Below are 18,595 nucleotides of genomic sequence, written 5' to 3'. Positions count from 1 at the left end.
CGCGCCAGCGCGGCACCATCCATCTACCCACCCATCCACTCACACTCCGTTTCTCAGGCCTCCACGCAGACCCGGTTGCGTCCCTGTCCCTTGGCTTCGTAGAGCGCGGCGTCGCCCCGGCGCAGGAGGTCCGTGCCGTTGTCCTGCAGGCTGCGCATGCTGGCCACGCCGGCGCTCACGGTGATGAGCCCGACCACCGGGTCCTGCTGCGCGGCCATGGCCGCGACCAGGGACTGGGCAATGGCCTGGGCGCCCGCCAGGTCGGTATCGGGCAGCAGCGCCACGAACTCTTCCCCGCCCAGCCGCGCCACCACGTCCGAGTTGCGCAGCCGCACCTCCAGCGTGCGTGCCAGCCGGCGCAGGACTTCGTCGCCCGCCTCGTGGCCGTAGGTGTCGTTCACGCGCTTGAAATGGTCCACGTCGATCGTGATCAGGCTCAAGGGGCGGCCGCTGCGCCGGGCCAGCGCCAGCGCAAACGCCATCTGCGTTTCGAAGCCCCGGCGGTTGAGCAGGCCGGTCAGCGCATCGGTGCGGGCCTGCAGGTCCAGCGCGCGGTTGGCCGCCTCCAGCTCCAGCGTGCGCACGCGCACCTTCTCTTCCATGGCCTCGCGGGATGCCAGAAGCCGGTGCGTCATGCGCCCGAGGGCACTTGACAGCTGGCGCACTTCGCGGCTGCTGTGCGCCTGCGGAATGCGGGCCCCGGCCTTTTCGGCTTCCACGGCGCTGGCGGCATCGGCCAGCGCGTACAGATCGTCGCTCAGCCGGCGTGCCGCCAGCCAGGCCAGCACCGAGGCCAGAAGCGCGGCAGCCAGCCCGATGGCCAGGGCCATGCGCACGGTGCGGCTCGCCTCGGCGAAGGCCAGCTCCACGGGCTCACGGGCGACGACCCGCCATCCGAGGTCGCTGGCGCTGCTGCGCGCCCGCAGCGGCACCATCGCCGTGAGGTAGCTGCGGCCGTCCCTCCACGGCACCACGGCCGCCGGGCTGGCGGCCCGGTCTCCGGGCGCCGCGGCCCCGGCCGGCAGGTGCTGCCCGGCCTCCCGCAGGGCCTGGGTCTGGCCGCCGGGGGCATAGATGAGCTGGCCCTCGCGGTCAAAGACAAAGAGTTCCACCGCGCTGTCTTCGGTGTGCGCGGGCGTGAGGCTGACCATGACCTCGCGGGTCCATTCCCAGCTGCCATGGATGCCCACCACGCCCACGGTGGTGGGGCCGATGCGGATGGGGGCCGCGAAGTCGACGAGCCGGTAGGGTTCGCCCGAGGGGTTGGGAGGCAGCAGCTTTTCCAGCAGCTTGGCCGCGTGCACGTCCCCCACGTGCAGCTTCTGCAGACCTTCCTGGAACCAGGGCCGCTGCGCCACGCTCTGGCCCACGAGCAGGCCGCCCGTGGCCGTGCGCACCACCCCCTGGGCGTCGGCCACGCCGATCCACACGCTGTGGGGCTGGGTGGCCTGGCTGCGGGCCAGCATGTGGTGGCCTTCGGGGGTGTCCAGCCCCTTGACCCAGACCACTTCGGCGGCGGCCAGCACCTCGGCTTCCCGGCTGCGTTCCAGCAAGCCGTTGGCCAGCAGCTTGCCGGCGTTCTCGGCGATCACCTGCAGGGCGGTGCCGGCATCGCGCTCGATGCGCCGCTTGAGCAGCTCTCCGAAGGCGAGGGACAGCAGCACCGCCAGGCCCACCACCAGCGCGCCGAACACCAGCGCGATCTGGGCGCGCAGGCTGTGGTCCGAGAAGCGGAGGGGGGTCATGGCGTGGCCCGCGGGGCGTGCCCTGTCGACACCGGCGGGTGCACCGCGAGGCGTGCCGCCGCCAGATCCCAGCCTGCCCAGCCGCAGCTCTTGAACAGCACGGGGCCTTCCGGGGGGATGGGCCGGCCGTGCAGCACGTCCCGCAAGGTAGGCAGCACGCCCACATCCATTCCTGCCTGCAGCAGATCGCCGGCCTCGTGGCGCGCATCGTCGCTGTCCAGCACGATGTGTCCCCGCAGCGCCACGTGGCGGCACAGGGCCGGCGCCAGCTCGGCCATCGCGGGGGTGTAGGCGCCCACCGCCGCCACGAAGGCATCGGGTCGTGGCGGCGCGGCCAGCACGACGGCGTGCGCGGGCGTGCAGGTGGCGATCAGCGGGCAGTGCGGCACCGCGTCGTCCGCGTTCGCCACCACGCGCGCCCGGGCGCCCAGCGCATGGGCGCGCCGGACCAGCGCCTCGGCGCTGGCCGCGCTGCGCGAGGCCACCCACACCTCGCGCACCGCCATGCCCAGAACAAACGCCTCCAGGTGGGCCAGGCCCTGCACGCCGGCACCCACGATGAGCAGTGGCCCCTCGGGCGCGCGCGTGAGGTGCCGTGCGGCCAGCAGCGACACCGCCGCGGTGCGCCGCGCGGTGATCGTGGGGCCGTCGAGGACCAGGCGGCGCTCGCCGGTCGCGACATCAAACACCACCACATCCCCCTGGATCGCGGGGCGGCGGGTTCCCGCGTTGCCTGGTGTCAGTGTGATGAGCTTGGCCATGGCCACGCGGCTGTCGGCCGCGGGCATGACGAACAGGTTGGCGCCCCCGGCCAGCGCCACCACCGTGCGCGCAGGAACCGCCACCGAACCGTCCCGCAGCAGGGCCGCGATCTCGTCGGCGAGCGCATCCCAGGGAAGGCATGCCGCGGTGGCCGCGGCGTCCAGCGCGCGGGGGGATCCGGAAAGAAGGTGGGAAGGCATCGCGAGACTTTATACAGGGCCATGGTGCCGGGGAAGCGGGCAAGCCCGTGGTGCGGAGACCGGCATTCAGTCAGTGCGTGGCGCCGGCGCCCAGCGCGATGTCCTGGCGGACCAGCATGGCGGCCCACAGGGCGGCATGGATGCCGCGCACCATCTCCCGCAGCGCCAGGTGGGGCGTGCCCTGGCCTGGCAGCCAGGGCACGTGCACGAAGCCGCCGCGGGTGCCCGGAAGGTCCGCGTCCTGCGCCTGCAGCATGTGCATCAGCCCGTACAGCACATGGTTGCAGACAAAGGTGCCCGCCGTCTGCGACACCTCGCAGGGCACCCCCGCGCGCTGCACGGCGCGCAGCATGGCCTTGACGGGCAGGCTCGCGAAGTAGGCGGCGGGGCCGCCGGGCACCACGGGCGTGTCGACGGGCTGGCGGCCGGCGTTGTCGGGAATGCGGGCATCGTTGATGTTGATGCCCACCCGTTCCAGCGACAGCGCGCCGCGCCCGCCCGCCTGGCCCAGGCAGACGATCAGCGCGGGCCGGTGGGCCTCGGCCAAGGCCCGCAGCTGCTGCAGCGATTCCCCGAACACGGTCGGCAGTTGCGCGGCCACCACGCGGTGGCCGGCGATGTGCTGCCCGTGCAGGGCCTCGGCGATGAGCCAGCTGGGGTTCAGGGCGTCGCCCCCGAAAGGGTCGAACCCGGTGAGCAGGATGACCCCGCCCGCGAGGGGGGCGTAGTGCGATGCGTCGTGGAGCATGGAGGGAGTGCGGGCGGGTTGTGGCCAGGTCGATGGTGGAGCATGCCCGCGGGGCGCGGACAGGCAGGCCATCGTAATCTGCGCTTGGAGTTCCTGCCGGGCGCGTAATATGGCGGCAATGCCTTCCGCAGGGCGAGGGCGCTGGAGATACGGTATGAAATGGGAAGGCAATCGCGAATCGGACAACGTGGAGGACCGCCGCGGCGAAGGCGGCGGCGGATCGCCGGTTTTTGGCGGACGCAGCATCGGCATCGGCACCATCGTCATCGCCCTCGTGGGCGGCTGGGTGCTGGGCATCAACCCGCTGACCATCCTGGGGCTGCTCAGCGGTGGCGGCCCCCCGGCGCAGGTGCAGTCGCAGGGGCCCGCCCAGCGCCCGCCGGCGGACGACACCATGGCCCGTTTTGTCTCGACCGTGCTGGCCGATACCGAGGACGTGTGGAAGGCCGTGTTCCGCCAGGGCGGCGGCAGCTACCAGGAACCGCGCCTGGTGCTGTTTCGCGGAGCCACGCCCACGGCCTGCGGCACGGGCCAGGCGGCCATGGGGCCGTTCTACTGCCCGGCCGACCAGAAGGTCTACATCGATCTCGGTTTCTACGAGACCCTCAAGAGCCGCCTGGGCGCCCCGGGCGATTTCGCGCAGGCCTACGTGATCGCGCATGAGGTGGGCCACCACGTGCAGAACCAGCTGGGCATCAGCGGCAAGGTGGACCAGATGCGCGGGCGCGTGAGCAAGACGGAATACAACGCGCTGTCGGTGCGCCTGGAACTGCAGGCCGACTGCTTCGCGGGCGTGTGGGCCCACCATGCGCAGAACGCGCGCCAGATCCTGGAGCAGGGCGATGTGGAGGAGGCCATGAACGCGGCCGCCAAGATTGGCGACGATGCGCTGCAGCGCTCGAGCGGCGGCGCGGTGGTCCCCGAGAGCTTTACCCATGGCACCAGCGCCCAGCGCCAGCGCTGGTTCAACAACGGGCTGCAAAACGGCAGCGTCAAGGCCTGCGACACCTTCTCGGCCCGCAGCCTGTAGCGCGCTGGCCGCCGCGGCGGGTTGCACCCGGTGTCCGGCGGCCCGCAAGCCCTGAGAAAAAACACGGTTGCCATGTCCGCCACCGCCTTGTCTTCGACGGCTTCGGCCCACGGTCCCTCCGGCGGCGCCAGCAGCGGGGTGGCCGGGCCCCTGCCGCAGCCGCCCTCCTCGGGGGTCGCGGCGGCATGGTCGGCCGCGGCGGTCACGGTGCCCCATGCGGTGGGGCTGGGCCTGCTGGCGTTCGCACCGCTGGCGGGCGACTACCCGCTGGCGGCACTGGCGCTGTGGTCCGCCGCGCTGCCGGGGCTGCTGCTCACGCTGGCCGCGCCGCGCGCCGGCGTGGTGTATGCGCCCACCACCGTGGTCGCGCTGCTGTTCGCGGCGGTGCTGGCCACCGCCCACGGCGCGGCCCCCGCGCTGGGCCTGAGCGCGCGCCAGGTGCTGGCCGTGAGCGGGGCGACGGTGGGGCTGGCCTTCGTGTTCCAGTGGCTGCTGGGTGTATTGCGGCTCGCTTCCGTGGCGCGGTTCCTGCCGATCTCGGTGACCCACGGCTTCGCCGCGGGGGTGGGCTTGTCCATGGTGGTGGGCCAGGTGCGCAATGGGTTTGGCGCGGGGCCCGACGCGCTGTGGGACGCGCGCACCGGCTGGCATGCGCTGGCGGCCGCGGCCGTGGTGGCCATCGCCTGGGCGCTGCGCCACCGCTGGCCCCGTTCGCCGGGCCTGCTGTCCGCGGTGGTCCTGGTCACGCTGGGGGTGGCGCTGGCCGGGCTGTGGGGCGGCGGCCTGGGGGCCGTGTTCGCACCCGCCGTGCAGCCCAGCAGCTTCGCCGGGCCGCTGTGGCCCGACTGGACGGGCATCCCCTGGATGGCGCTGGCCCAGCAGGAGGGCTCGGCGCTGGTCGTGCTGGCCTTGCTGATGGCCCTGGTCAACAGCCTGGAGATCCTGGTGTTCAACCAGGAGCTGGAACTGGAGCACGGGCTGCGCGGCAATCCCAACCTGGCCCTGCGCCGCGAGAGCCTGCTCGGAGCGCTGTGCGGCCTGGCCGGAATGATCCCCGCATCGACCAGCGCATCGCGTTCGCGCATCGTGCTGGCGCAGGCCGGGGCCTCGCGCGACGCGCCGCGGTGGCATGCGGCGATCATGCTGGGCGTGGCCGCCACGGGCGCATGGTGGCTGCACTGGGTGCCCATGGCCTGCCTGGCGGGAGGCCTGGTGCTGGCGGGGCTGCTGCAGGTGCCGGGCCTCATGTGGTCGCTGCGCTATGCGCGCAGCTCGCGCGTGACCTGGGCGCAGAGCTGGCTGGTGGCGCTGGTGTTCGCCGTCATGGGCGGCGTGGGCGCGCTGGTGGCGGGCCTGGTCGTGGCCACGTTCGTGCTGCTGCACGACTCGGCCGCCAAGGTGCTGCGGCATGTGCGGCTCGATGGCGAACTGCGCTCGCGCCGCCTGCGCCGGGCCGTGTCCGACACCTGGCTCGTTCCGCGCATGAACCAGATCGCCGTCTTTGAGCTGCAGGGGGTGATGTCGTTTGGCGTGGCCGCCCACCTGGCCGAGCAGGTGCGTTTGCTGCTGCAGCCGCGCCACCGGTGGGTGATCCTCGATGCGGGGCGCGTGCCCGCGTGGGACAGCACCGCGCTCGCGCAGCTGCGCGCCCTGGTGCGCGACCTGGGCCACCAGGGCATCGCGGCGGCCGTGGCGGCGCTGGACCCCCTGGCCGCCGAACAGGCCAGGGACCATGTGCGCTCCTTTTCCGATGTGGACCGGGCCCTGGAATGGGCGGAGGCCGGCATCCTGTCGCAGCGGCCCATCGAGCAGCGCCCGGCCCATCCCGCCCGGGACCTGCTGGGCGAGATCGGGGAAGGCGTGCCGCGCGCGGCGAGCGATGCCCTGCTGGCCTTGCTCGAGCGCGAGACGGTGCCGGCACGCGGCGTGGTCTTCAATGCGGGCGACACCGACCACGACCTGCTCGTGGTGCAGTCGGGCCACATCACCCTGGTCACGCAGTGGCCCCCGGAAAAGGGGCTGCGCCTGGCCACCGTCGGTCCGGGCATGGCATTTGGCGAGATGGCGTTCCTCAATGGGGCGGCCCGCAGCGCCAGCGCCGGGGCCGAGCGGGGCAGCGCACACCTGGTGCGCCTGTCCCGCGCGCATTTCGACGCGTGGGCCCGCCAGTACCCGGAGGCGGCGCTCACGGTGATGAATAACCTCGCCCAGATCGGGGCGAGGCGCCTGGCGGCCACCACCCGCCAGCTGCGGGCGGTGCTGGAGTAGTTTTCCGTCCAGATGGCATGCAGCGCTTGTCCCCTATGCGCTGGAAGCTATCAAAAACATAGTGAATGGCCGCCGTGCATGCCCTGCACCACGGCTGCCGACGTGCCGCCAAAACGCTAAAAATGGCATTTTGGGCCACCGGTGCGACAATAGAGGGCTAAATGACAAGTTCCTTTTCCAATCTATCGCTGGCCGAGCCGCTGGCGCGCGCCGTGGCCGAAATGGGCTACGAGTCCATGACGCCCATCCAGGCGCAGGCCATTCCGGTGGTGCTCACCGGCCAGGACGTGATGGGCGCGGCCCAGACCGGCACCGGCAAGACGGCGGCGTTCTCGCTGCCCCTGCTGCAACGCCTGCTCAAGCACGAGAGCAGTTCCACCTCTCCCGCCCGCCACCCCGTGCGTGCGCTGGTGCTGCTGCCCACGCGGGAGCTGGCCGACCAGGTCGCCCAGCAGATCGCGCTGTACGCCAAGTACACCAAGCTGCGCAGCACCGTGGTGTTCGGCGGCATGGACATGAAGCCGCAGACCATCGAGCTCAAGAAGGGCGTCGAAGTGCTGGTGGCCACGCCGGGCCGACTGCTCGACCACATCGAGGCCAAGAACGCGGTGCTCAACCAGGTCGAGTACGTGGTGCTCGACGAGGCCGACCGCATGCTGGACATCGGCTTCCTGCCCGACCTGCAGCGCATCCTGTCCTACCTGCCCAAGCAGCGCACCACGCTCTTGTTCAGCGCCACGTTCTCGCCCGAGATCAAGCGCCTGGCCGGCAGCTACCTGCAGAACCCCGTCACCATCGAGGTGGCCCGCCCGAACGAGACGGCCTCCACGGTGGAGCAGCGCTTCTACAGCGCCAACGACGACGACAAGCGCCGCGCCATCCACCAGGTCCTCAAGACCCGGGGCTTGAAGCAGGCCTTCATCTTCGTGAACAGCAAGCTCGGCTGTGCCCGCCTGGCGCGCAGCCTGGAGCGCGAAGGCCTCAAGACGGCCGCGCTGCACGGCGACAAGAGCCAGGACGAGCGCCTGAAGGCCCTGGAAGCGTTCAAGAAGGGTGAAGTGGACCTGCTGGTGTGCACCGACGTGGCCGCCCGCGGCCTCGACATCAAGGACGTGCCGGCGGTGTTCAACTTCGACGTGCCGTTCAACGCCGAAGACTACGTGCACCGCATTGGCCGCACGGGCCGTGCGGGCGCCTCGGGCCTGGCGGTCACGCTGGTGTCGGGCAGCGATGCCCGCCTGGTGGCCGACATCGAGAAGCTGATCAAGAAAAAGATCGAACTCGAAGCCATCGAATACGAGGAAGACCAGCCGCGTGGCCGCATCAACGACGGCCGCCGCGCCTGGCGCGAAGCGGGCGAGACGGGCGACGGGCGCGATGCGATCTCGGCGGGCCCCCGCCGCGAGCGTGAACGTGAGCGCGACCACCGTGGCGGCCGCGAATCCCGCGAGACACGCGAGCAGCACCGGGGCTTCCGTCCTGCGGTCGCTTCGCGCGATCCCTTCTTCGAGAAACCGTACGAGGCCAGCACCGCCGCCGATGCGGCCCCTGCCTGGGAAGCCGCCAAGTCGGCGCCGCGCAGCAGCGTGTCGGCCAACATCAAGCCCAAGCGCAAGGTGGCCGCGCTGTTCAAGGCAGTTCAGCCGCAGACCGAGACGTCGGCACAATAATTGGGTGAAATTGGCCGCTGGCGCTTGATGAGCAAGCGCTGGATGCTCTATTTTTGATAGTGCATTGAGATCGTGGCTACGGCTGCGGTGGGCCTGCATGGACGGCGTGGTCCTGCCGCCTGCCCGGGGCCAATGACCGCAGCAGCGCCGCGTCGATGGCGCTGAACCCTAAGACCCGCCCACCACGCCGCTGCGCAAAGTGCTGCGCCGCGGCAGCGTCGGCAAAGGCCGGCAGGTTGCCCGCGCGCATGGGCCCTCGCGCGGAAGATCCATGGACATACAGCGCCTGCCGGGCATCCAGCCACGCGCCGGTGTCCGCATCGGTGACGTAGCGGGCCACGATGGCCTGCGCCGTGCGCCCACGCGCATAGTGGCCCACGTTGCCCAGGTACATCATCAGGCTCAGGGGCGAATCCAGGAACTGGGCGTCCCCGTCCGCAAAAATGACCTGCGCCGCCCAGTCGCGCGCGCGGGCCGGGAACATGCCGCACACGGGGCAGCGTGCCTCGGGGGGCACTTCGCGGGCGGCCTGCGGCGGCTGGCCCAGCGCGGGGTCGTACGGCGTCGTCGGGGCCACCACGCACACATCGTCGCCCACCATCGCGGCATCGGCGGCTGCCGCCGGGGCGCGGCGCCACCTCGGGGGCCATTGCCAGGCCCCCAGGCTGGCGGTGCCCAGCAGCACCGCCGCCAGCGCCATGCGCCGCGTGGGCGCGCGGGACGGGGCGCGGGCCGAGGGGGCCGGCCGTGGGGGCATGGGGGGCTGCATCGCCTACATCCGCGTGTCGTGCAGTGCCCCGCCGCTCAGGTCCACCATGGCGGGCGTGATCTCGGCAAAGCGCAGCACCTTGCCGCCGTATTCGGCGGCGAACTTCTTCGCGTCGGCCTCTTGCGCGAAGCTGCCGATGGTGGGGCCCATGGAGCCGTGGCGCTTGCCGCCCACCACGTAGAGGGCGGTCTTGCCGTCGATCCAGTGGCCCTGCGGGGCATTCCAGTCGGCCTGGCCCATGTCCTGCACATACACGGCCTGCACGGCGCGCACCTGCTCGCCGGCCAGCAGGGTGCTGAAAAGCTCCACCGTGTCGCAAAAGAACGAGGGCCTGTCCTGCCCCGCGAAACGCACCTGCGCCTTGGGGCCGGGGTAGTCGGCCAGCAGCATGCCGTCGAGTTCGCAACTGGTGGTGCGGTCGATCTCCACGGGTTTCAGGGACTGCGCGCTGTTGTCCGCCTGGCTGCAGCCGGTCAGGCCCGCGAGGCCGGTGAGCGTGCCCAGCGATGCGAGGGCCGCCCAGCCCAGCAGTTGGCGCCGCGTGGCGCAGGCGCATTGATATTGGTTGTGGGTTTTTTTCGTCATGGCTTGAATCTCCAGCTCGCCAGGCCCAGCGGCACCACGATCCAGCCCGCCATCACCGCGCCCATCAGCCATGGCTTGGCCAGGGCGGGGGGCACGATGCTGGTCAGGCCGTACAGGGTGCGCACGTCGTCGAGCGAGAACACGTTGAGGATGCGGAAAACGTCGGCCGGGTTGAGCAGCAGCAGGTAGGCCATGGCCTCGCCGCCGACGCTGCCGCCCGTGGCCACCAGGGCGCCCAGCAGCAGCAGGTCGAACACCAGCACAAAAAAGAACCAGGCGGCAATCGCCAGGCCCGAGGCGCGTGTGCGCTCGTGCGTGAGCACCGAGAGCAGCACCGCCATGCTCAGGAACGCCAGCCCCAGCAGCACCGAGCTGATCATGAAGCCGCCGTAGTGGAACAGCGCAGCCCCGCTGAACTGCCGCACCAGCAGCACCGCCACCAGACCGAACCCCGCCAGCGTCGAGAGCGTGAGCGCCGCCGCCAGCCCCAGGTACTTGCCCAGCAGCAGCTCCAGCCGCGTGATGGGCAATGACAGCAGCAGGTCGAGCGAGCCGCGCTCGCGCTCGCCCACGATGGCGTCGAAGCCCAGCAGCAGCGCGATCAGCGGGATGAGGTAGATGACCAGGCTGACCAGGCTGGCGATGGTGAATTCGATGGAACGAAAGCCCACCGTGCCCTGCTGCGCGCCGCCAAAGTAGGCGATGGCCAGCGAGAACACGGTGAACACCAGTGCCACGGCCAGCACCCAGCGGTTGCGCATGCGGTCGCGGAACTCTTTGCCCGCGATGGTGAAGATTTGTTGGAATTCCATGGCTAGCCCTTGCGCAGGTCGAAGTACACATCCTCCAGCGAGGGCTCCTGGATCTGCAGGTCCTGCAGCGCGGCGCCCAGCGGGGCCAGCGCACCCAGCACGGCCATCTTGCTGCCGCGCGGGCAGTCCACGTGCAGGCCTTCCGGCGTTTCCGTCCCGGTGACGCCGGGCACGGCAGCGAGCAGTCCCAGCGCGGCAGGCCGGTCGGCCGCGGCCAGCGTGAGGTGGATGGTCAGCGGCATGTGCGCCTGCTCGCGCAGCGCCTGCACGCTGCCCAGGGCCTGCAGCTTGCCGGAGGCCAGGATGGCCAGGCGGTCCACGCGCTCCTGCAGTTCGGCCAGGATGTGCGAGGTGATGACGATGGTCACGCCACCCGCCTGCAGCCCGCGCAGCGTGGCGTAGAAGTCGCGGATGGCCTGCGGGTCCAGGCCGTTGGTGGGCTCGTCGAGCAGCAGCACCCGGGGCTCGCCCAGCAGGGCCTGTGCAAACCCCAGGCGCTGGCGCATGCCCTTGGAGTATTCGCGCACGGCGCGGTTGCCCGCGTGGGCCAGGCCCACGCGTTCCAGCAGCGCGGGGCATTGCGTGAGGGGCGCACCCTTGAGGCGGGCGAAGAAACGCAGCGTTTCCAGCCCGTTCAGGTTGTCGTAGAGCACCACGTTCTCGGGCAGGTAGCCCAGGTGGCGGCGGGCGGCGCGAAAGTCGCGGCCCTGCACCGTGGCGCCGCCCACCCGGATCTCGCCCGAGGTGGCGGGCGTGAGGCCCAGGATCATCTTGAACAGCGTGCTCTTGCCCGCGCCGTTGTGGCCGATGAGGCCAAAGATCTCGCCGCGCGCGATGCGCAGGTCGATGCCGTCCACGGCGTGCAGTGCGCCGTAATGCTTGTGCGCGCCCCGCACCTCGATGGCGGGGGGCTCGCTCAGGTCAATGGGGGGAGGGTTGCGTGTCACGCTGAAAATTCCGTTGGGGTTGGTTCGGTTGCATGCGGGGTTTTGGGTCCACCACGGTGGGCACGCGCAGCACCGGAAACTGCTGGCCCACCAGGCGCAGCGCCTGCACGGCAGGGCTGGCCAGCAGCAGCTTGATGGCGGGGTGGCGCCAGGTCAGGCGGTCCACCATGTCGTTGGCCTCGTAGGGCACGTCGCCCACGCCGTTGCCGTCGCGGTCCCAGCCCAGGTAGTTGCTCCAGTGGTTGCCGCCCTCGGTGCCCCAGCGCTCGTCGCGGGCGCCCACATAGCGCACCTGCTCGCGGTTGCCGATGAAGTCGTTGCCTTCGACCTTGTTGTTTTTGGAGCCGGCCGACAGGTGCACGCCCACCGTGTTGCGGGTCACCAGGTTGCCGCGCAGGGTGATGTACTCCACGTCGTAGATGAAGAAGCCTCGGGCGTTTTCGGCCACCACGTTGTTCTCGATCACCGAGTCCTGCAGGGTGCGCAGCATGATGCCGTGGTCGCTGTTGCCCCAGGCGCGGTTGTTGCGCACCACCTGGTCGCGCACCTCCATCAGCGCCAGGCCGCCACGGTTGAGGTAGGTATCGTTGTCCTCCCACAGGTTGTAGTAGGAGTTCATGTAGTGCGTGCCGTAGCGGCTGTGGTGCAGCCGGTTGCCGCGAAACACCGCGTGGTGCGACACGTCCACATACAGCGCGTCGCGCACAAAGCTGATGTGATTGCCCTCGATGCGTGCGCCCGTGGTGTTGTACAGCTGTACGCCGTTGCCGCGCTGCGACGAGTTCACATCGCGCAGGCCGGTGATGGTGTTGTGCAGCACCTGTACATCGTTGGCCTTCTCGATCCACAGGCCGAACAGGTTGTAGGTGAGGTCGTTGTGGCGCACCACGGCGCGGTGTGCACCGGGGTAGATGTAGATGCCCGCGTTCTGGTCCTTGAGGCTGGTGCCCGAGTCGCGCACGATCAGGCCTTCGATCACCACGTCAGGTGCGGTGACGCGGATGGTGTCGCCCGCCTGCCCGCCGGTGAGCGTGGGGCGGTCGATGCCGCGCAGGGTCAGGGCCTTGTCGATGCGCAGGTTCACGTGGTAGAAGCCCCGCTGCACCTCCACCGTGTCGCCTGGCGCCGCAGCCATGATGGCGGCCTGCAGGTCCTGGCCGGGGCGCACCAACACGGTGGCAGCGTGGGCGGGCAGGGCCAGCAGACACGCAGCCAGCGCCACGCATGCGGTGAATGCGGTTGCGGCAAGGGAGGGCTTCATCACGCCAATCCCACCACGGCCTTGATGGCCAGGAAAAGCGCCGCGCCGATCAGCAGGTTCTTGAAGCCCACGTAGCTCAACATGTCCATCACGCCCGCCCGGCGGTACTGGCCCTGCCACCAGGGGCCGTCCTTCACATAGCGCTTGCCCGACAGGCGGATCAGCACCTCGTACACGCTCCAGCCAAACCACCAGCCGATGATGGCGCCCGACGACAACGTGCCCAGGGCGGTCATCACCCAGGCCACGCTGGCGGCCACGGCCAGCGAGAAGCCTGCCATTTGCAGGCCACGGCCTGATGCCCAGCCTTCGCGGCTCCAGGGCCACAGGTGGTCCACCAGCTCCAGCCAGAGCCAGCGCAGGCCTTGGCTTCCAGCCTTGTGGGCGGGGTGTGCAGGCGTTGTGGGCATGCGCGGGTCGGGCCCCTGGGCGGCCTTGGCCGAGATCTGGTCCTGCACCGTGGCGGGGTGGATCGGGATGAAATAGCCGTTCTTGCCGATGGGCGTGATTTCCAGGCCGTCCTTTTCGCGGCGTTTGCGCTCCTTGGCCAGGGGCGGGCAGCCCTTGGTGTCGGTGTAGAGAATCATGCAGTCCAGGCAGTGCAGGCACTCGCGGTGGTCGATGCGGCCATCGGCGTCGATGGCCTGGGCGCCGCAGCCCACGGCGCAGGCCTTGCAGCTGTTGCAGTCCTGCTTGCGCTTGAGGCCAAACCAGCGGAACGTGCTGGGCATGGCCAGCGAGGCGCCCAGCGGGCAGATGTATTTGCAGTAGGGCCGCTCGATGAAGATCGACACGCCCAGGATGGCCGCCACGAACAGGCTGTAGGGCCAGGCGCGGTTCATCACACCGACCAGGAAGGTTGTCTTGAACGGCTCTACCTCGGCCAGCTTTTCGGCCAGTCCCATGGAGAACATCGACACCACCAGCAGCCCGAAGAACACCGCGTACTTGACCCACTTGAGCCGGTCGTGCCACTTTGGCGGCAGCTGGGTCTGAAAGCGCTTGAGGCCCAGGGCGCGTGCGACCTTGTAGATGCCCTCCTGCAGCGAGCCGAACGGACACATCCAGCCGCAGAACAACCCGCGCCCGAACAGGAAGACGGTGACGATGATGAAGATCCAGAACAGGAAGATGAATGGGTCGGACAGGAACAGCGACCAGGTCCACTGGAACAGCAGCGAATGGAACCAGGTCAGCACCTGCGTGATGGAGGGCTGCGCCATGGCGCCAAAACCGATCCAGCCAATGCTGAGTGCCCAGAAGCTGTACTTGAAGCCGTTGACGGGCCATTTGTTCTTGTGGGTGGACAGGCGCGTGAGCTTCTCGCGCAGGGCGTACACCACGGTCACGGCGATCAGCAGCACGGCGAACAGCGCGATCTCCACCGCGCGCGACTTCCACACGCGCACCCAGGGGGCGTCGGGCTCGTCGAGGGTGGGGCGCCCGTCTTGCAGCATGGCGGCGGGCAGCCAGTAGGGCGTGTCGAAGCTGGTGAAGCTGCGCGCGCCCGTGGCGCGGTCCACGCGGTTGCCCAGAAAGCTCAGCTTCCACGGGTAGGGGGCCGAGAACGCGGGTGAGCGGATGATGAAGATGACCGACTCGTTGTAGCTGGGCGCGCCTGCGGCCTCGATGCCGTACAGGTTGAGCGCGTCCAGGTCGCGGAATGTGAACGAATCCGCCCCCTGGCGCACCTGCACGCGGTCGTAGATGCCGCCGCGCACGAAGCCCGAGCCCTTGAACGATTCCTTGCCGCCGGTGCGGATGATGAAGAAGGCGTGTTCGCCCTCCTTGAGCTGCAGGCGCAGGTTGTTCCAGCCGTTCTCGCCCAGCAGGCTCTTGCCAATGTCGGGGTGGTTCAGGTCGCCAAACCACAGCTCGATGAAGGGCTCGGGGCCCTTGTCCAGGCCCACTTGTTCGGGCGCCACCCGCAGGCGCTGTACGGTGCCTTGCTGCACCAGCTCGGCCCAGCTCAGGCGTTTGCCGGTTTCCGCATAGCGGGCCGGCTCGCGCACCGTGGGCGCGAGGATGCCCACCTGCCGCGCCACGGCCGAGCCCGAGGCCATCATGACCTGGTTCTGCGCGATCACGGTGACGGTGGCGCCGGAGATGGCGTCGAGGCCCAGCACGTTTTCATCGGGGCGCGACTGGCCCACCTCGATCTTGTCGGCCACCGACTTGCCCAGGTACTGGGCGTTGAACTTGAGCAGCGCAGATTCAGGGATGCCCAGCAGCAGGATGGGCTCGGAATGCTTGAGCACCTTCACGCCCACGAAGCGGCCCTCCTTGTCCATGCCGATCAGCGTGACCACGGGCTTGCCCGAGTAGGCGGGGGTGTCCGTGATGTCGGTGGACAGCATCACATAGCCCAGCAGCTTTTTCTGGGCACTGTTGTTGTCGTAGGCCTCCACATAGGGCGGCTGGCCCTTGCGTTCAGAAAAATGACTGGCGCCGGGAAACACGTCCTTGCACGGCACCAGCGCGCACATGTCGCGCGCGGTAGCGAGTTCCGCAGGCAGCTCGGCCTCGTAGGCGCCTGCCGCAGCATGCGCGCGCGGCGCCAGCCAAAGTGCTGCCAACAAGACCAGAAGAAGCGTGGCGAACTGCCGACGAAGGGAAATCATGGGACTATCTTTTTGATAGCTGCTAGCGCTTATTGATAAAGCGATAGAGCAACATTTGGCATAAAAATGGGGCGCCATCGACGCAACTGGCGCGCCCCCAGACCAGGGATGCAGAGCAAGGGCCGCCCCGCAGCGAGTGCATCGTCCCCCTTCCCGGAGCGCGAAGCGCGCAGAGAGAAGGGGGAAGGCGCGCAGCGCCTCAGGGGGATGCTCCGAATCAAGCTTCCACAATCATCCGCGTGCGCATCTCCAGGTGGAGTGCATGGCAGAAGTGCGTGCAGTAGCACCAGAACACACCGGGCTTGTCGGCCACGAAGGACACGGACGCGGTCTCCAGCGGGTTCACGATGAAGTTCACGTTGTAGTTCGGGATCGCGAAGCCGTGCGTCAGGTCTTCGATCTTGTCCAGGTTGGTCAGGATCAGCGTGACCTCGTCACCCTTCTTGAGCTTGAACTCGCGCAGGCTGAAGGCCGGGGCTTGCGAAGTCATCTTCACGGTGACCTTCTTGCCGTTGCGGAACACGCCGGACTCCTTGGGGTCCTTGACGGCCAGCGGGAACTCGTCGAGCGTGTAGACCTGCTTGGGGCGTACCAGGTCGCGCTTGAAGATGATGAAGTCATGGGGCTCGCCGCGCACGGGGTGGTCGGCCATCAGCACCATCTTCTCGCCCGAGATGTCGATGAGCTGCTCGTTCTCGGGGTGCAGCGGGCCCACGGGCAGGAAGCGGTCCTTGGAGAACTTGCAGCCCACGGCCAGGAACTTGCCGTCGGCGGCCTTGGTCTCGGACTGAGAGGCGTTCAAGTGGCCCGGCTGGTACTGCACATCGAGGCGGTCCACCACGTACTTGGCGGTCTTGTCGCCCGCGTGGAACTTGATGGCGGCCTCCACGTTCCACTTCACGACCTGGCTGTCCAGGAAGAGCGTGGTGTAGGCATTGCCACGGCCGTCGAAGGCGGTGTGCAGCGGACCCAGGCCCAGCTCCACCTCGGCCACGATGGCGGAGTCCAGCTTTTCGAGCTTGCCGTCGAAGTAGTCGAGCACCTTGGCCAGCTCGATCACGGTGCCGGTGGGCGAGAGCTTGCCGGCGCAGATGAAGTACTTGCCATCGGGGCTGGCGTTCACGCCGTGGGGGTTCTTGGGCACCGACACGTACGCGGTAAGCGCCGTCTTGGGGTCCTTGTTCGCCTCGTGGGTGCCGTCCACCACGGGCACCTTGCTGGTGCCGATGGTCTTGAACTTGCCAGCCTTCACGGCGGCCTCGATGCGGCCCACGTTGAAGAACAGGCAGGCGTCGCGTTCGGCGGCCATCATGTCCTCGTACTTCGCGCCCATTTCCACGTTGTACTGGTTGGTGGCCGCGAGCTTGCCGTCGTACGACGTGGCGACCAGGTCGCAGTTGCCGTCGATCAGCACTTGCCAGCGCACTTCCATCGTTTCTGCATCGACGCAGCTGAACATGGAGCGGTACTTGCTCGAATCTTCCGTGCCGGTGTTGGGCATGGGAATGGCGAACTCACCGCCGCAGAACACGCGCGTGGTGTAGTTGATGGCCGGGTCCACCGGGTCGGCCTTGTCCGGGAAGATGCCGTGGAAGCCCTGCACATTGGGCAGCTCGGTGATCTTGTCGCAGATGAAATAGTCAAGGCGGATGCGCGCGATGCGGCTGTTGATCTTGTCGTTGATCCAGGCGTAGCGGCCGTCGTAGTTGCCGTCCTTGTACGAGGCATGTGTGTGGTGGGTGTCGGCCACCGTGTACTTCAGGCTGCCATCGGGCTTGGTGCCCATGATCTTCTTGCTCTCGTTGGTCACGCCCCAGCCCACGAGCGCGTCGGGCACGAAACAGGGGATGCGTGTGATCTCGCGGCCCGAGGGCAGGCCCAGCACGCGCATGTCGCCTGTGTGGCCACCGCTCCACAGGCCGTAGTACGTGTCCAGCTCGCCCGGCTTCAGGTGCGGGTTCGCGCCGGTGCCGGCATGGCCTGCCGCGGACGCGGCCGGAGCGGGTGCCGCGGGGGTGGCCGCATTGGGCTTTTCGGTGCAGGCGGCGACGCCGGCGGTCAATCCGACCAGGGCCGCCGTGTTGATGAAGCTGCGTCGGCCCATGCCGGCGGCGGGTTGCGGACTGTCTTTTCTCTCGTTCATGGTTTTTCCTCTTTTGGGATGGCTCAGTTGAAAAAGGGGGGCGCCCGGGCGGGCGGGTGGGTCCGTGCGCTGGCGGCCATGCAGCGGCGCAGGGGCGCGCGGGGCGTGCCATCGGGCGGGGCCGTGAAGGCCTGTGCGGCGGCGGGTGCCACGGGCGGCGCGTCGGCGGCCAGGCACAGCGGGCATTGCATGCCGGCGGAGTCGGTGGAGACCAGCCCGTCGGCGGTCCGCAGGAAAAGCTGGGCGCCGCCACTGCCCGCGCAGATGAGTTCGACGGCCTGTGGCTGCAGCATGGGCGAGGCCACCGCGGCACCGAGCGCCATGACGAACCACGCCAGCACCCACAGGCGCAGTGATCGGAGGGCGTGGTGATCTTGCATGGCCTGAATAATAGATTCACATAATATGAATCAATTTGATCTGGATCATGCTTCGGCGGGGCCCGCACCTGCCCAAAACTGCCTCTTGCACCTACAGTCAATACGCCAGCCTGAAGAGGGCGCGGGCATGGCCCGCAGGGCTGCTTTCAGGTTGCACCGTGGACGCGTTTCGCGCGGGGCCACGGGCTCTTTGGACTGGTTGTTTCAATGACGAAGAACAGGATGTATGCGATGCAAAAGAAAACCGTGATGGTCGCCGTGGCGATCCTGGCTGCACTGCTGGCCGGCTGTGGCGACAAGAAGCCGGAGCCCGCCCCGGCCGCGGCCCCCGCTGCCACGGCGGCACCGGCCCCCGCGCCCGCGGCGGCCCCTGCCGCCCCGGCCGCCGCAGAGAACGAACTGGGCAAGAGCGTGTTTGGCAAGACCTGCGCCATGTGCCATGCCGCTGGCGTGGCCGGTGCCCCCAAGCCGGGCGACAAGGCCGACTGGGGCCCGCGCATCGCCCAGGGCAAGGACACGCTGTACAAGCATGCGATCGAGGGCTTTACCGGGTCCAAGGGCATGATGCCCGCCAAGGGGGGCTCCGCCAACCTGACCGATGCCGAGGTCAAGGCCGCCGTGGACTTCATGGCCGACAAGTCGCTCTGACCGGAG

15 protein-coding genes are annotated in these 18,595 nt (G+C 69.1%); 4 read left to right on the top strand and 11 right to left on the bottom strand.

Annotation, left to right across the window (positions count from 1 at the left end; translation table 11 throughout):
- Positions 1–53: 53 nt before the first annotated feature.
- The 3 genes from AC07OD_RS25035 to pcp all read right to left on the bottom strand — a co-directional run bounded on the left by AC07OD_RS25035 (position 54) and on the right by pcp (position 3,455).
- Positions 54–1,745, bottom strand: a complete 1,692-nt coding sequence (locus tag AC07OD_RS25035) for a sensor domain-containing diguanylate cyclase (RefSeq protein ID WP_492245846.1) — start codon at positions 1,743–1,745, stop codon at positions 54–56.
- Positions 1,742–2,707: a delta(1)-pyrroline-2-carboxylate reductase family protein gene (locus AC07OD_RS25030; RefSeq protein ID WP_494598291.1), complete on the bottom strand. Its 966-nt coding sequence runs from the start codon at positions 2,705–2,707 to the stop codon at positions 1,742–1,744. Before AC07OD_RS25030 ends, AC07OD_RS25035 begins: the two co-directional genes overlap by 4 nt.
- A 70-nt stretch (positions 2,708–2,777) precedes the next feature.
- Positions 2,778–3,455 (bottom strand): pyroglutamyl-peptidase I, encoded by a 678-nt coding sequence (pcp, locus tag AC07OD_RS25025; protein ID WP_369641768.1) that lies wholly within the window; start codon positions 3,453–3,455, stop codon positions 2,778–2,780.
- Between the two features lie 154 nt (positions 3,456–3,609).
- On the opposite strand from pcp, the gene ypfJ reads away from it, so the two are divergent.
- The 3 genes from ypfJ (at position 3,610) to AC07OD_RS25010 (ending at position 8,423) form a co-directional block, all read left to right on the top strand.
- Positions 3,610–4,485: a KPN_02809 family neutral zinc metallopeptidase gene (gene ypfJ / locus AC07OD_RS25020; protein WP_218293637.1), complete on the top strand. Its 876-nt coding sequence runs from the start codon at positions 3,610–3,612 to the stop codon at positions 4,483–4,485.
- Between the two features lie 72 nt (positions 4,486–4,557).
- A complete protein-coding gene (locus AC07OD_RS25015) occupies positions 4,558–6,753 on the top strand; it encodes a SulP family inorganic anion transporter (RefSeq protein WP_494598290.1) in 2,196 nt (731 codons plus the stop codon).
- Between the two features lie 161 nt (positions 6,754–6,914).
- On the top strand, positions 6,915–8,423 hold the full coding sequence (locus AC07OD_RS25010; RefSeq protein WP_218293638.1) for a DEAD/DEAH box helicase: 1,509 nt from the start codon (positions 6,915–6,917) through the stop codon (positions 8,421–8,423).
- A 76-nt stretch (positions 8,424–8,499) separates the two neighbouring features.
- Here AC07OD_RS25010 and AC07OD_RS25005 read toward each other — a convergent pair whose 3' ends face one another.
- The 8 genes from AC07OD_RS25005 to AC07OD_RS24970 form a co-directional block, all read right to left on the bottom strand.
- Positions 8,500–9,123, bottom strand: coding sequence for a nitrous oxide reductase accessory protein NosL (locus AC07OD_RS25005; protein WP_492255361.1), 624 nt, complete (start codon positions 9,121–9,123; stop codon positions 8,500–8,502).
- 72 nt (positions 9,124–9,195) lie between these two features.
- Positions 9,196–9,777, bottom strand: a complete 582-nt coding sequence (locus AC07OD_RS25000; protein WP_494598289.1) for a nitrous oxide reductase accessory protein NosL — start codon at positions 9,775–9,777, stop codon at positions 9,196–9,198.
- A complete protein-coding gene (locus tag AC07OD_RS24995; protein WP_010461614.1) occupies positions 9,774–10,589 on the bottom strand; it encodes an ABC transporter permease in 816 nt (271 codons plus the stop codon). Before AC07OD_RS24995 ends, AC07OD_RS25000 begins: the two co-directional genes overlap by 4 nt.
- A gap of 2 nt (positions 10,590–10,591) precedes the next feature.
- Positions 10,592–11,536, bottom strand: a complete 945-nt coding sequence (locus AC07OD_RS24990) for an ABC transporter ATP-binding protein (RefSeq protein ID WP_492254764.1) — start codon at positions 11,534–11,536, stop codon at positions 10,592–10,594.
- On the bottom strand, positions 11,511–12,797 hold the full coding sequence (locus AC07OD_RS24985; RefSeq protein WP_492254765.1) for a nitrous oxide reductase family maturation protein NosD: 1,287 nt from the start codon (positions 12,795–12,797) through the stop codon (positions 11,511–11,513). Before AC07OD_RS24985 ends, AC07OD_RS24990 begins: the two co-directional genes overlap by 26 nt.
- The gene (locus AC07OD_RS24980) at positions 12,797–15,418 is read right to left on the bottom strand and encodes a 4Fe-4S binding protein (protein ID WP_494598288.1); all 2,622 of its coding nucleotides are present in this window, start codon (positions 15,416–15,418) and stop codon (positions 12,797–12,799) included. Before AC07OD_RS24980 ends, AC07OD_RS24985 begins: the two co-directional genes overlap by 1 nt.
- A 217-nt stretch (positions 15,419–15,635) precedes the next feature.
- Positions 15,636–17,561, bottom strand: a complete 1,926-nt coding sequence (nosZ, locus tag AC07OD_RS24975; RefSeq protein ID WP_218341441.1) for a TAT-dependent nitrous-oxide reductase — start codon at positions 17,559–17,561, stop codon at positions 15,636–15,638.
- A gap of 23 nt (positions 17,562–17,584) precedes the next feature.
- On the bottom strand, positions 17,585–17,941 hold the full coding sequence (locus AC07OD_RS24970) for a hypothetical protein (protein WP_218293644.1): 357 nt from the start codon (positions 17,939–17,941) through the stop codon (positions 17,585–17,587).
- Positions 17,942–18,172: 231 nt separating this feature from the next.
- Here AC07OD_RS24970 and AC07OD_RS24965 point away from each other — a divergent pair, with 231 nt between their 5' ends.
- Positions 18,173–18,589: a c-type cytochrome gene (locus AC07OD_RS24965; protein WP_494598287.1), complete on the top strand. Its 417-nt coding sequence runs from the start codon at positions 18,173–18,175 to the stop codon at positions 18,587–18,589.
- Positions 18,590–18,595 lie beyond the last annotated feature (6 nt).

Source organism: Acidovorax sp. GW821-FHT10E03, from assembly GCF_059415205.1.
This window is presented reverse-complemented; position numbering and strand designations above follow the sequence as displayed.